Genomic DNA, 13871 nt, shown 5'->3' with positions numbered 1-13871 from the left:
TCTGCATTCGATGGCCCGGACGGGCTTCGCAAATGAGCAAAGTAGCGAGCTGCGTTGCGTCGAGGGCGGTAGATACGTCGAGGCGCATCTACGCCCGCCAGTGTTTCACGTGCCGGATTTGATCTTGGTCCAGGCTCTGGTCCTGGCGCGCTCCGCATCACGCCCCAGAGGCTTTAACGTATACAACGTCGCCATCGCCGCTTCGGTCGGGTAGAGGTTGGGGTTGTTGCGAATGGTCGGATCGACTCGTTCGGTCGCGTCCTTGTTAGGGTTGGGATAACCGACAAAATCGCTGATGGGCGCAATAACCTCGGGCTGTAGCAAGTAGTTGATAAAGGTATAGGCGTCCTGTGGGTTTTGCGCGCCCTTGGGGATGGCGAGCATGTCGAACCAGATCGGCGCGCCCTCTTTGGGCAGGCGCATGTCCACGGAGACGCCGTTTTTTGCCTCTTTGGCACGGTTGGCGGCCTGGGAGAAACTGCCGGAATAACCCACCGCGACACAGATGTCGCCATTGGCGATGTCGGCCATGTACTTGGACGAGTGAAAGTAAGTGATGTACGGGCGGATCTTCATCAACAGCGCTTCGGCCTTGTCGTAGTCCTTGGGGTTGCTGCTGTTGGGGTCCAGGCCCAAGTGCTGCAACGCCAGGGGCAGGATCTCCGAGGGCGAGTCCAGCAGTGCGACGCCGCATTGCTTGAGCTTGCTGATGTTCTCTTCCTTGAAGATCAGGTCCCAGCTGTCCACGGGGGCGTTGTCGCCCAGGGCCGCCTTGACCTTGGCTGGGTTGAAGCCGATCAGGATGGTGCCGTACATGTAGGGCACGGCGTATTGATTGCCGGGGTCGTTGGCTTCGATCAGCTTCATCAGTTTGGGGTCAAGATGGTTCCAGTTCGGCAACTGGCTGCGGTCCAAGGGCTGGAACACGCCGGCTTCGATCTGTTTGGCCAGGAAAACGTTGGACGGCACCACCACGTCATAGCCGGAGTTGCCGGTGAGCAGTTTGGCTTCCAGGGCTTCGTTGGTGTCGAAGATGTCGTACACCAGCTTGATCGACGGGTGCTGGGCCTTGAAGTCTTCCAGCGCCTTGGGCGTGATGTAGTCGAACCAGTTGTAGACCTTCAGGGTTTTTTCTTCGGCCTGGGCTGCGCCGCTGACAACCACGGCGCACAGGGCGAGCGACTTGAGTATGTTCATTGGGCTGCTTCCTCGAAACCTTCCAGCACGTTGACGGCGTTGATGCCGATTTCTTCCACCGCGTAGCCGCCCTCCATCACGAACAGCGTGGGTTTGCCCAGGCGGGCAATGCGTGCGCCCATGGTCAGGTAGTCCGGGCTGTCGAGCTTGAACTGCGAGATAGGGTCGTCCTTGAACGTGTCCACGCCCAGGGACACCACGATGATGTCGGCGGCGTAGCACTCGATTTCGGCGCAGGCCTGTTCCAGCGCGGCGCTCCAGGCCTGCCAGCCGGACCCGGCCGGCAACGGATAGTTGAAATTGAAACCCGCGCCTTCGCCTTCGCCATGCTCATCGGCATAACCGAGGAAGAACGGAAACTCTGCCTCCGGATGGCCGTGAATCGAGGTGAACAGCACGTCGCTGCGCGCGTAAAAAATGGACTGCGTGCCGTTACCGTGGTGGTAGTCCACATCGAGGATCGCGATCTTTTTGCAGCCCTGATCAAGGAATGCCTGGGCTGCGATGGCCGCGTTGTTGAGGTAGCAATAACCGCCCATCAAATCGCTGGCGGCGTGATGCCCCGGCGGGCGGCACAGCGCGAAGGCACTGTGGGCGCCTTGGGCGATAGCGGCCTGGGCGGTGAGGGCAACTTGTGCTGCGCTGTAGGCCGCTTGCCAGGTGCCGGCGGTGATCGGCGCACCACCGTCGAAGCTGTAATAGCCCAACTGGCCGTGCAGGCTGGTGGGCATCACGCGGCGCAACGTGCGCGCAGGCCAGGTGTAGGGCAACAGATCGCCGTCCTGGCCGTATTCGGTCCAGCGCTGCCAGGCGCCTTTGAAGAAGTCGAGGTAGTCGAGGCTGTGGATACGTTGCAGCGGTGCCAGGCCGAAGTCCAGCGGCGCTTGCACGGGCCCCAGCTCCCGCGTCTTGACCCGTTGCAGCACATGGTCGGCGCGCGAGGGCATTTCGAAGCAGGGCATCAGTTGCCCGTCCATCAGTTCACAGCGGCCATGGTGCAAATGATGATCGTCCGAGTAGATCGTCAGCATGTTGTTGTTCTCCGAAGGCTTTGGGGTATGCCTTGCAGTGTTGCCAGACGCCGGGTTTTGGAGAACGGCAGGAGCGGCCAAAAGGGGATCGATATGGCCAATGTGTCTGTCCGCTATTCGCCCCTTGCTAAGGCCTGAACTGACTCGGCGCCACACCACTCCAGCGCACGAACGCATGCCTGAAGCTCGCGGTCTCGCTGAAGCCCAGTTGCTCGGCGATCCGGTAGATCGGCAGTTCATCCTCCCCCAGCAAATGTTTGGCGCGTTCGAAGCGTAGTTCGTCGAGCAACTCCTGATAGCTGCAGCCCAAATCATGCAAATGCCGGCGCAGGGTACGTGCTGAACAGTTCATCTGCCCTGCCAGTCCCTCCAGGCCCGGAGCGGCATTCAGTTGCGCGGCCAGTAACAGGCGCACACGCCCCAGCCAGGCCTGGCGACCGGTGAACTCGGCATTCTGCCGCCGGCAGCGTTCCACCATGGCGCAGTGGGTGACGGCGTCGGCCAGCGGCAGGGGTTGATCGAGCCAGTCACGGTCGAACGCAAAGGCATTGCTGGCGGCGCCAAATTGCAGCGGGCAGTCGAAGCGTTCGGCGTAGCGTGCTCGATAGTCGGGCGCTGGGTATTCAAAGCGCGCGCCGAGTAATGGCAGTGGTTGGCCGAGCAGATCGTCGCCGATGACTTTCAGCGAGAGCAGGCAGAACTCGACATTGAAGGCGTGCAGGGCTTGATCTTCGCGATAGTCACTGGCGCTGAACCAAACACGCTCGCCGTCCTCCTCCAGGCTCAGTTCAAAAAGTGTTCCCAACAGCGCCGGGTAGCGCAGGGCCAGGCGCAAAGCGTCACCGAAGGTGGCACTGGTGAGCAGTGCATAACCGAGCATGCCGTAGGATGACACATGCATGCGCCGGCCCAGTTCCAAGCCGATACCCCGGCGCAACGCCACGGCGTTGGCGCATACGCGCATTTCCTGATGAGTGGTAATACGCGTATCGGCGCGGCCCAGGTCGGCACTGCTGATGCCACTGCCGGCCAGCAGGGTTTGGCTGGGTATGCCGTCAGGCTTGAACGTCTCCAGTATCAGCGAGACCGCATTGAGGGTGGTCAGGTGTGAATGCAGCATGATCGATTCCAGCCTGGGTTTGCCAGGCTGGAGCAAGTTATGTGCCGTTGCGCGAGGGGATGGTCAATAGACCTCTGGCGGGAAAAACAAGCGCTGGGCTTGCGTCAGGTTGATGGAGCTGCGGTAGTAGTTGAGTTGTTCCTCTGCGTTCAAGTCGGTGATCGTGTCAGCCACCTCTTTGAGCTGTTGTTCTGCTGGTGTTTTCAACCGTGCATGGAGAAATCTGTTAAGTGAAGCGTGGGCGCTCGAGTATTGGAAATGTGCATACCAGAGGGGTTTGCTGGTAGACAGATCAATGACGGCATACTCATCTTGATAGCTCCAAGTGGCGCCCTTGAGGGGCTGGCGGGTCGTGACCTTTTTGATCGCAATTTCGCGGTGGTTAATGAGCCAGTCGACATGGGCAATGGTCGGCGGCTGTTGCTTGATCAGCTTTGCCACGGTTTCAGTGGCTCGTGCGTAAAGTGCTTTTGTGGCAGCCTTGAGTCGTTTGCGCAGGTCTGCGCTGGATTGCTTGGTTTGTGCCGTGACTTTGGCTTTGATCAATGCCTCGTCAATATCTTGCTCGCTGCGCTCGAGCAACCAGGCGTGCTGGTGAAACATGTACTCGATGCCGATGGCCGTGCGCGAGGTATCGTTGGCTTGTTGGCTGGCGCGTTCTTGAAACTTCGGCAATTGGGCGAGTAGTTTCTCGCCCGCGGTGGTGGCGTCGTGGAGCGTGAGCGTTGTGGATGTGGCCTGTGCCGTGGGCGTTTCGATGTGTTCGACCCACATACCCGGAGTCTTCTCATGAAAGGTGGCCAGGACCTGGCCGGTTATCGGGGTCTTGATATCAACGAACCTTGATACGGTCCCTATGGGGTCCAAGCGGGGTTCGCCAATCAACACGCCGTTGTAGCGTGTCTGGATAAATTTTTTCAGCGGCCTGGGTAGCGCAGGGGGAGGGGTGGGCCTGATTCGCGTCAGTTTCTGTTCTTCGTGCAGAGGGACAAGTGCCGCCTTGGCGCGGTTGGCGAACCCTTGCAGCGATCGACTCAGGCGCTCCAGGGGTTGGGCCTGGATCTGTTCGGAGAACTCTTGAGAAAAGTCCTTCAAGCGCTCATCGATGAACTTGAACTGCTCCACTAGATTGCTCAAGGCATCGATACGCTCGTCCAGGCGATATTCGCTTCGCTCATCCAGGGTGTCACGCAGGGTCTGTACCGCGACGTCGGCACTGTCGAGCGTGTTGTTGAGCATCTCCCAGGCATGGGGTTCGGTTGCGAGGGATTCAGGGGTCAGGCACAAGTGACGCGCCAACGTCACCTGCAGGGCCCTGAGATCGTCGCTCATATAGCGGGGCAGTTTGCGCTTGCTCTCCCTCATCACGTCGAATCCGGCCGGGCCGAATTTGCGTAGTTCGGTGAAGCGTGACTGAGCGTAATCCAGGCGTTTGATCATGCTGTCGCTCATCTCGACGATCTGCTGGTAGTCCGCGATATCGCTGGTATGAGGTGGCGGTGCATGGATTGGGAGCTGTTCCAGAACGGGCGAAAGTTTTGAAGTAAAGGGGACGAGTTCTTCGTTTACCCCTGCTTCATTGAGCGCCAGTTGGGCCTGTAGATAGCCAATGGCTTTTACTTGGAATTCAGGCTCCGAGGTGAAGACGGCGATGGTCATCAGGTGTTGCCGTGCTTGTTCGTAGTCTTCCGATTGGCCATCGAGCGTGTCCAGGTAGGCCTGGCGTTTGGCTTGGGCACTGGTACTGGGGGCCTCGTCCATTGCTTTGCGGGTTTCTTGCAGTAGGCGCTGCTGGGTTTTCTTCGCGCTTTCAAACGCTTTCAATTTACTGCGCGATGCGTCGGCTTCGGTGATCGCAAGGTCCTTGGCGGTATTTTTCAACCGATCGGTACTGGGTTTGCGCAGGCGCACCCGGTGGTCGACGGACCATTCGCCCTGAGCGTTGTGAATCAGTATGGGGCCGATGCGGTTGGCCTGGTTGGGGTCAATGACAACAATGTTTTTATCGTCGTCCACTTTCACCATGAACCAGTTTTCGCCGACGGGAGCGTAGTGCTGCTCTCCTGACTGATACAGGTAGCGGTCAGCAGCCGGCTGGTCTATGACGGCGCCGAGGTCAGCGGGCTTTTCTGTTTTAAAGCTTTCAAGCATCGAGGTTTCCAGCGCTGGCGTGCGGTTGATTGCGCCGCTCGTGTTCAGTGCGATCTCGTGATCGGGAGGCGGGGCCAGCGAGGTTCGCTCAGGCAGTTGCTCGACGGTGAAGCTTATCGTGCTGGAGGGGCCCGGCGTTTCAGGCGCAAGCTCGGTCGTCTTGACTTTGGTGGGCTCGATCCTGGCCGGCTCGAACTTAGGTCTGCTGCGCTGTGCGCTGTGTAAGGTGATCGCCATACCCAGGTTAAGCAGCACATCGGTCAGCGCAGACCATTGTGCAGGCTTGTCGCCCTCCTCATGGGCCTGGGCAAAAGTTTCCAGCTGTTCGACGATTTGCCAGATCCACGCGCTAGTGCTTGCGACGCGCCCCATAAAGGGCAGTGCGGCATTGAAGAGCACCCAACCGGCCTGCTTTAGCGTGTCCCAGCGGCTTTCGGCATTCGATACCGATTGGCGGTCCGCCAGTTCAATCAGCGCTTTGGCGTTGCTCTCGAACAGCGTCTTGAACATATCCCCGTTGAGGCTCTCCTCACCAAGACTCACGGGACCGCTATAGGTCCATAGCTCGATGGGGTTTACCAGAAAGTCGGCGATGACCCACGGCGACGGCCAATGACTGGTAAAGACATAATTGGCGTAGTGGTTACGCACCGCGTCCGGTAGCCAGCTAATCACCGAATCGCGCAACGTGCGCGACTGGCTGATGGCATACAGCAAGTTTGCCGGTGATGGGTATTGCAGCAACGCGGGTTCAAACAACGGGCGGTATAGCAGGCAAGGGCCGTCTTGAGCATTTTCTGGGCCGATGATGTACATATTGGTGACGTCATCGTTGCCGTTGATGAGCCGGCGCTTGGGGTTGAAGCTCAGGCGTCGCACCATGATGGCTTTGCCGTCGACGTAATGGTCGCCGCTTTCAGGCTGCATCACAGCCACAACGTAGCGGTAGCCGCGCTCGTCAATCCCGCCCATGCGGCGAATCTTGTGCTGTAAGGCCAGCATCGGCAATTGGACTCGCAGGTGATCGCGGTACAGTTTTTTGCGACGTGACGCCTCGGCCGGGTCATCCAGCAGTTTGCTGCGGATCAATGCAGGGTACGTGACACCGATATTACAGCGGCTGATCAGTGTTTCGAGGTAAGCCACGGTTATCCGATCCGGTATGGATTGGCGGATGTCGCTCAGCAACGTTTTATTACCGGTGGGCAGTGCAATCAGGTTTTGCAGGGCCAGTTCGGCAAGGCTGAACGTGGTGGTTTCGAACTGCCCGGGCACGGTGAAAAGGCCCCATACCACCAGGCTCTTGACCTGGATTTTCAGCTTGTCGAGCTTCAGGTAATGCAGCGTCGGGTGGTCCTTGAGCAGCTCGATTTTCAACTGGTCCAAGGCGAACTGATGAATGCTGGGAATACCGTCATCGTAGGTCTTGCCGGCATTCAGGCTATTGAGCGAGGCCAAGTCCTTGAGGTGGCGTGAATAAAGCGACTGATCGCTGGCAGAGGCATCGGTCAGCCAGTCCGGCAGTTGGGTTTGATACCAGCCTGGGCCCGGCCCTTTGGCGATGGCTTTTTCGGCAGGCATCGGGAGTGTTTGCAGGGGCGGGTGTTTCGCGCTGGGCTGTTTGTAATCCCCGGTTTTGAGGTTTTCCACAGTCTCAAGTTGCAGGGCGATCAGCTTGCAGGCAGCGTGCTCGAAAAAATCGCCGTCAGGTTCATAAAGGCGCCACTCCAGGCGATCAAAAGCCTCCGGTTGCTCCAGGTGATCCTTCAACGAATCGCCTAGCTGTTGGTAGGTGTCGTATTTCTCGTATCCCTTGAAGGGTGAGTAACAGAGGATCAGGGTTTTGTCTTCGGATTTGCCCTCGAGCACGGTCATGAATACTTGGTCGGTGTGCTGCGTCTTGGAACCTTTTACCAGGTCGGCATCAATCAGATAAGCGCGGCTGCCATAAGGGTTATTGCCTTGGCGAGCGGAGCGGGTGGGTGCATGAAACAGCGTTCGGGCCATCGTGCAGTCTTCGTCGGTCCAGGCATCGACGTGTTGCACATTCCAGGCCCCGCGCAGGCTCTGGGTGAGTGTTTGCCAGCGAGGACCGTTGCCGTTGCTCTGGTTCCAGAACGTTACCAGCTGTTCCTGAAAGGCCCGGTAGACCACCGGCGCCAGGGTATTGATCAGATTGGCGATTTCGACAATACGCACGGGTAAATGAAGCGGGGGGGTGGTCAACGGCTTCAGGGTCAGGAAGTGATTGCCCTCGACGCACAGCGTCGGCACCTTGAGGATGGCCTGCCGGGCCAGGATGCTGCTCAAGGTTTCATAGCGTGTTGGCCCTGGCACGATCTGGTCATCGATGAGCTCCCAGGTAGGAGTGCCCATCAGTGTCATGGCCGGGTCGATGTCCAGGTCTGGGTATTTCTCCAGTAAAGACTGGCGCAGCAGTTCGCGAGCGGCTTCACGGAACGAAGGTCCGACGGACAGTTGAGTGGCCAGTTTGTGTGTTTCAGTGTCTGGAGGCGTTTGCTGCGAGGGTGTGGAGCTGGAGGTTGTCATGCGGGCATCCCTGTCTTGCCGATCAATGGAAAAAGCCGAGAGCAGGCTCGGGTTTTCCATGTTAGGTATCAGCAAGCAGGGAATAGCAGTGCTTATGTAGGGCTGTCTTGGGCGTTCAAGCTGGGTTGGTACGCAGGTCCAACTCTACCAGGCGCCGCACTTCCTCGACGGCAAGGCCGGCACCGAGCAGGGCGTGCAACTTGCCGAACGCGGCTTCGCGGGTCATGCCTGCGCCGGACAACACGCCGGCGCCCCGCAAGCGGCTGCCGGCCTCGTAGACATCCAGCTCTACACCGCCTTCATGGCACTGAGTGATGGCGACCACCACCACACCTTGATCTTGCGCACGCTGCAAGCTGGCGAGGAACTGCGGATTATCGCTCGGCCCGGTGCCGCTGCCGAAGCACTCCAGCACCAAGCCCTGAATGCCGCTGCTGATGATTGCGTCTAGCTGTGCAGCGTCGAAACCGGGTATCAGCGGCAGTACGCCGACGTTCGCCAAGGCTTTGGGCTGACGGTAATCCAGCGCTGCCGGCAGGGTTTCGGCACGGGCGAAGTCATCCTTGCGTTGCAAGGCCGCAAACGGATTGCGCCCAAAACTGCGAATCTTCGCGCAGCGGGTCGGTGCCATCAGCGCGCCGTGGAAGTACAGGTGCACACCCGGCTCCAACCCTTCGGCCAAGGCTGTCAACGCACCGCTGACGTTTTCCCAGGCATCGCTGTCGGGCACACCGGCGGGCAGCATCGAACCGGTGAACACCACCGGTGCCGGCAGGCCCAGCAGTTGGAAGCTCATGGCCGCCGCGCTGTAGGCCAGGGTGTCGGTGCCGTGCAGGATCAGCACGGCATCGCAGCCGGCGTCTACCGCCTCGACCACGGCGCTGCGCAGGCGCTGCCAGTAAGCGGGGTTCATGTTGGCGCTGTCGATCAGTGGTGACATTTCCCGGAAGCGCCACGCGGGCAGGTCGGCGTCGGCGAACTGTTCACGCATGCGTACTTCAAAACCAGACGCGGGTGCCAGGCCATTGGCGCTGGCCTGCATGCCAATGGTGCCGCCGGTATAGAGCACCATCACGTTATTAGCTGATTGCATCGAAAATCTCCTGAACGAAAAACGCCGCCGGGCCCAGAGCATGCCCAAGGCCGGGCGGCGTGTCATCTAGCCGTGATTAACGTTGCGCTTGAGCGCTCAGTTCAACTGCCGGGGCCGCTTCGGTTTTCACCGGGTTGGCCGGCCAGGCCTTGCGGTCCAGGTCCAGGTCGGGGAACTGGCTGGAATCGAACACCGGGGTCTTGATACCCGCCGCGCGCTGGTTGTCGTAGTCGTTGAGGATGCGCATGGCAATCTTGAACAGGAACGCCAGCGCGAACAGGTTGACGAACGCGAGCATGGTCATGGTGATGTCGGCGAAGGCAAACACCGTGCTCAAGTTCTCGATGGAGCCCCAGAAAATCAGCACCAGCACCAAAGCGCGATAACCCATCAGCACCTTGCGGTTGTTGCCGACCAGGAAGCGCAGGTTGCTCTCGCCCAAGTAGTAGTTGTACATGATCGACGTGAACACGAACAACGCCAGGGCCACCGAGATGAACATGCGGCCCCAGTCACCCACTACTGCCGCCAGGGAGTTCTGGGTCAGGGCAATGCCGTCGCCTTCAAAGCCTGGGGTGTAGAAACCCGACAGCAGGATCAGCAACGCAGTACAGGTGCAGATCACGAAGGTGTCGAGGAACACGCTGAACGCTTGCACCACGCCTTGGGCGATAGGGTGTTCTACCGACGCCACTGCCGCCACGTTAGGCGCACTGCCCAAGCCTGCTTCGTTGGCGAACACGCCGCGCTTTACACCCATGATGATCGCGCTGCCCACCAGGCCACCGAAGGCTTGGTCGAGGCCGAACGCGCTCTTGACGATGGTCGCGAGCATGGCCGGTACGTGGTCGAATTGCAGCACGATCACGTACAGGGTCACGGCGATGTAGACCAGGGTCTTGACCGGCACCAGCAGGTCGGCGATCGAGGCGATACGCTTGATCCCGCCGATGAACACCAGGCCCAGCAACACCGCCAGCGCGAGGCCGGTGTAGGTGGTGTCGAGGCCGAAGGCGTTGTTCAGCGAGTGGGTGACAGCGTGTGCTTGCAGGCCGTTGAAGGCAAAGCCGAAGGTCACCAGCAGCAGGAACGCCATGACCATCCCCAGCCAGCGCTTGTGCAGGCCGTGCTGGATGTAATACGCCGGGCCGCCACGGTAGGTGCCTTCAGCGTCGGTGCGCTTGTACAACTGGCCGAGGGAGCACTCGATAAAGCTCGAAGACATGCCCACCAGCGCGGTGACCCACATCCAGAACACGGCACCCGGGCCACCCAACGTCACGGCAATGCCGACACCGGCGATGTTACCGGCACCCACGCGGCCGGCCAGGCTGAGCATCAGCGCCTGGAACGAGCTGAGTTGGCCGGCGCTGCTCTTGAGGCTGTCTTTAAACACCGAGAACATGTGGAAAAAGTGACGCAACTGCACGAAACGCGAGCGGATCGTGAAATAACCGCCGAGCCCGACTATGAGCACGATCAGTACTTTCCCTGAGAGGAAGTCGTTGATGACTTCGAGCATGGAGTGTTCCTCGCTGATTTTTCTAATGGCAAACGCAGGACGGTCCGACGCATCGCTCGGCACCAGGCAGTGCACGACGCTCGATCCCCATCCTTTTGCGGGTGTTGTTATTCATGCGCTTTCGCGTGGTTCCCGGGCCTCGTTACCGACAGCCGCAGACGCGAAGAGGGGCGGCACTATACCTAGGCGAGCGTGATCCGTCTGCACGGGGCGATTAAAGGTTTCAGCGCGGTCGCGGAAGGGGAGGAAGGTTTGCGGTGCGATATTAGATTTTTTATGGGCGTCATGGAGCAACCTCAAGGCAAAAAAAAGGGCCTGAAGAACGAGCCTTCAGGCCCTCAAAAGGTGAGAGGTGTCTAGTCCCTCAACCTGGTGAGCGGTGCAACAAACGCTTAGGCCTTCAGCGGGACCAAGCGTGGAGCGATCATGTTTTCCGGGCGCAGGATGTCGTCGAGCATGGCGTCGTCGAGCAAGCCTTCTTCACGCACCAGTTCCAGCACGCCGCGCCCGCTTTCAAGAGCGATACGCGCAATGCGGGTGGCGTTTTCATAGCCGATGTACGGGTTCAGCGCGGTGACCAGGCCGATGGAATGCTCCACCAGTTCGCGGCAGCGTGCTTCGTTGGCGGTGATGCCGACGATGCAGTGCTCGCGCAGCATGTCCATGGCGCGTTGCAGCAGGCGGATCGAGTCGAAGATCTTGAAGGCGATCAGCGGCTCCATCACGTTCAACTGCAATTGTCCGCCTTCGGCTGCCATGGTCAGGGCCAGGTCGTTACCGATCACCTGGAATGCCACCTGGTTAACCGCTTCCGGAATCACCGGGTTGACCTTGCCGGGCATGATCGAGCTGCCTGGCTGGCGTGCCGGCAGGTTGATCTCGTTGATGCCGGTGCGTGGGCCGCTGGACAGCAGGCGCAAGTCGTTGCAGATCTTGGACAGCTTCACGGCGGTACGCTTGAGCATGCCGGAGAACAGTACAAAGGCGCCCATGTCGGAGGTGGCTTCGATCAAGTCGGCCGCCGGTACCAGCGGCTGGCCGCTGATGGTGGCCAGGCGTTGTACGGCCAGGGCCTGGTAACGTGGGTCGGCGTTGATGCCGGTGCCGATGGCGGTGCCGCCCAGGTTCACTTCGGTGAGCAGCTCCGGTGCCAGGGTCTTCAGGCGCGCCAGGTCTTCGCCCAGGGTAGTGGCGAAAGCGCGGAATTCCTGGCCGAGGGTCATCGGCACGGCGTCTTGTAACTGGGTGCGGCCCATTTTCAGCACATGGCTGAACTCGGCGCCTTTGGCGGCGAACGCCTGGATCAGGCTGTCGAGGCTGGCCAGCAGCGCGTCATGGCCCAACAGCAGACCCAGGCGGATCGCGGTCGGGTAGGCGTCGTTGGTCGACTGCGCCATGTTCACGTCGTTGTTGGGGTGCAGGTACTGGTATTCGCCCTTCTGGTGACCCATGGCCTCCAGCGCGATGTTGGCGATGACTTCGTTGGCATTCATGTTGGTTGAAGTGCCGGCGCCGCCTTGAATCATGTCCACCACGAACTCTTCGTGGAAATCGCCGCGGATCAGACGAGCACAGGCTTCGCTGATGGCAGCGTGCTTGGCTTCGCTGAGCTGGCCCAACTCGCGGTTGGCGTCAGCGGCCGCTTGCTTGACCATTGCCAGACCGACCACCAATTTCGGGTAATGCGAAATCGGAACGCCCGAGAGGCGGAAGTTATTCACCGCTCGCAGGGTCTGGATGCCGTAATACGCTTGAGCCGGTACTTCGAGTACGCCAAGCAGGTCTTTTTCGGTACGGAATGATGCAGCAGAGGACATGACGGAAATCATCTCAATATGGACCCGGAACTGGCCGGAACGCTGCGAATGCTAGGCTTGTAGAACTTTTTGGGCCAATGCTGTTAAACACTGGCCTATGCACAAACGGCATAATGTGGATGTGACCCGGTTATCTTGGCGGGCGTGTGTGCCAAAATGGTGCATTCCGTGGGAGGCAGTGATGAACCTTGAGAGCAAGTGGTTGGAAGACTTCAGCGCCCTGGCGGCGACGCGTAGTTTTTCCCAGGCGGCTGAGCGGCGCTTTGTCACCCAGCCGGCGTTCAGTCGGCGTATCCGCAGCCTGGAAGCCGCGCTGGGGCTGACGCTGGTCAACCGTTCACGTACGCCGGTGGAGCTGACGGCGGCCGGGCAGTTGTTTCTGGTGACGGCGCGCACCGTGGTCGAACAGCTCGGTGAAGTACTGCGCCATTTGCATCACCTGGAAGGCGGGCAGGGCGAAGTCATGCAAGTGGCGGCCGCGCACTCCCTGGCCTTGGGGTTCTTCCCGCGGTGGATCGCGCAGTTGCGCAACGAGGGCTTGAATATCGCCACGCGGCTGGTGGCCACCAACGTCGGCGACGCCGTGCACGCCCTGCGCGAAGGCGGTTGCGACCTGATGCTGGCGTTCTACGACCCGGACGCGGCGATGCAAATGGACGCCGAGATTTTCCCGTCGCTGCATCTGGGCAACACCGAAATGCTCCCGGTGTGCGCCGCCGATGCCGAGGGCAAGCCGCTGTTCGACCTGGAGGGCGAGGGCAGCGTGCCGCTGCTGGCCTACAGCGCCGGCGCGTTCCTGGGCCGCTCGGTGAATTTGCTGCTGCGCCAGAGGGCTCTGCGCTTTACCACCATCTATGAAACCGCCATGGCCGACAGCCTCAAGAGCATGGCGCTCGAAGGCTTGGGGATCGCCTGGGTGCCGCAGTTGAGCGTACGTGCAGAGTTGGCACGTGGCGAACTGGTGGTGTGCGGCGGGCCGCAATGGCATGTGCCGCTGGAGATTCGCTTGTATCGCTGCGCGTTGGTGCGCAAGGCGAATGTGCGGTTGTTGTGGAGGAAGCTGGAAGGTGGGGCAGCGCAAAGCGCTTGAGCCCAGCGCATAACACATGTGGGAGCTGGCTTGCCTGCGATAGCGGTGTGTCAGCCAACCTATTTGGCTCTGATCCACTGCTATCGCAGGCAAGCCAGCTCCCACAGGATTTCGTGGTGTATTCGCTGACTCTTAAGTCAATAAAACAGCCACTTTGCGCCGCTAGACAGATGGTCATCCCAGGGGCTGTTTATCTGGATTATTACGGTATACTGCGCGGCCTTCGGCCGGTCCAAACCGGCCTTAATTCGTACACCAAGCCACGCTGGATTTCCCGCGTGGCTTGTTGTTTTTTGACGC

At 59.9% G+C, this 13871-nt stretch carries 8 protein-coding genes; 1 reads left to right on the top strand and 7 read right to left on the bottom strand.

Annotated elements, in window-relative coordinates; genetic code table 11:
• Nucleotides 1–105 precede the first annotated feature (105 nt).
• The 7 genes from ACP7CZ_RS14595 to aspA all read right to left on the bottom strand — a co-directional run bounded on the left by ACP7CZ_RS14595 (nucleotide 106) and on the right by aspA (nucleotide 12481).
• Nucleotides 106–1197, bottom strand: coding sequence for a polyamine ABC transporter substrate-binding protein (locus ACP7CZ_RS14595; RefSeq protein WP_054896069.1), 1092 nt, complete (start codon nucleotides 1195–1197; stop codon nucleotides 106–108).
• Nucleotides 1194–2228 (bottom strand): histone deacetylase family protein, encoded by a 1035-nt coding sequence (locus ACP7CZ_RS14590; RefSeq protein ID WP_057975234.1) that lies wholly within the window; start codon nucleotides 2226–2228, stop codon nucleotides 1194–1196. The genes ACP7CZ_RS14595 and ACP7CZ_RS14590 overlap by 4 nt, the downstream gene beginning before the upstream one ends.
• Nucleotides 2229–2355: 127 nt before the next feature.
• Nucleotides 2356–3348 carry an AraC family transcriptional regulator gene (locus ACP7CZ_RS14585; protein ID WP_197900109.1) on the bottom strand — a complete coding sequence of 331 codons (993 nt, stop codon included), beginning with the start codon at nucleotides 3346–3348 and terminating at the stop codon, nucleotides 2356–2358.
• A gap of 63 nt (nucleotides 3349–3411) precedes the next feature.
• The gene (locus ACP7CZ_RS14580; RefSeq protein ID WP_294188499.1) at nucleotides 3412–8049 is read right to left on the bottom strand and encodes a hypothetical protein; all 4638 of its coding nucleotides are present in this window, start codon (nucleotides 8047–8049) and stop codon (nucleotides 3412–3414) included.
• 115 nt (nucleotides 8050–8164) lie between these two features.
• Entirely contained in the window at nucleotides 8165–9142 is a 978-nt protein-coding gene (locus tag ACP7CZ_RS14575) for an asparaginase (RefSeq protein ID WP_072445656.1), read from the bottom strand.
• A gap of 76 nt (nucleotides 9143–9218) precedes the next feature.
• Nucleotides 9219–10664 carry an alanine/glycine:cation symporter family protein gene (locus ACP7CZ_RS14570; protein ID WP_054916993.1) on the bottom strand — a complete coding sequence of 482 codons (1446 nt, stop codon included), beginning with the start codon at nucleotides 10662–10664 and terminating at the stop codon, nucleotides 9219–9221.
• 392 nt (nucleotides 10665–11056) lie between these two features.
• The gene (gene aspA / locus ACP7CZ_RS14565; protein ID WP_003195657.1) at nucleotides 11057–12481 is read right to left on the bottom strand and encodes an aspartate ammonia-lyase; all 1425 of its coding nucleotides are present in this window, start codon (nucleotides 12479–12481) and stop codon (nucleotides 11057–11059) included.
• Between the two features lie 181 nt (nucleotides 12482–12662).
• Here aspA and ACP7CZ_RS14560 point away from each other — a divergent pair, with 181 nt between their 5' ends.
• Entirely contained in the window at nucleotides 12663–13571 is a 909-nt protein-coding gene (locus tag ACP7CZ_RS14560) for a LysR substrate-binding domain-containing protein (protein WP_019818139.1), read from the top strand.
• Nucleotides 13572–13871 lie beyond the last annotated feature (300 nt).

The sequence above is a fragment of the Pseudomonas sp. DWP2-2 genome, from assembly GCF_049897065.1.
In the GTDB taxonomy this organism is placed as follows: domain Bacteria; phylum Pseudomonadota; class Gammaproteobacteria; order Pseudomonadales; family Pseudomonadaceae; genus Aquipseudomonas; species Aquipseudomonas paracarnis.
Note: the sequence above shows the minus strand (reverse complement) of the source record. Positions and strands in the feature narration are given on the sequence as shown.

Bases quoted from the DNA above. Each gene is read 5' to 3' on its own strand.
- ACP7CZ_RS14575 (WP_072445656.1), bottom strand. From the start codon at position 9,142: ATGCAATCAGCTAATAACGTGATGGTGCTCTATACCGGCGGCACCATT.
- ACP7CZ_RS14585 (WP_197900109.1), bottom strand. From the start codon at position 3,348: ATGCTGCATTCACACCTGACCACCCTCAATGCGGTCTCGCTGATACTG.
- ACP7CZ_RS14590 (WP_057975234.1), bottom strand. From the start codon at position 2,228: ATGCTGACGATCTACTCGGACGATCATCATTTGCACCATGGCCGCTGT.
- ACP7CZ_RS14560 (WP_019818139.1), top strand. From the start codon at position 12,663: ATGAACCTTGAGAGCAAGTGGTTGGAAGACTTCAGCGCCCTGGCGGCG.
- ACP7CZ_RS14580 (WP_294188499.1), bottom strand. From the start codon at position 8,049: ATGACAACCTCCAGCTCCACACCCTCGCAGCAAACGCCTCCAGACACT.
- ACP7CZ_RS14570 (WP_054916993.1), bottom strand. From the start codon at position 10,664: ATGCTCGAAGTCATCAACGACTTCCTCTCAGGGAAAGTACTGATCGTG.
- aspA (WP_003195657.1), bottom strand. From the start codon at position 12,481: ATGTCCTCTGCTGCATCATTCCGTACCGAAAAAGACCTGCTTGGCGTA.
- ACP7CZ_RS14595 (WP_054896069.1), bottom strand. From the start codon at position 1,197: ATGAACATACTCAAGTCGCTCGCCCTGTGCGCCGTGGTTGTCAGCGGC.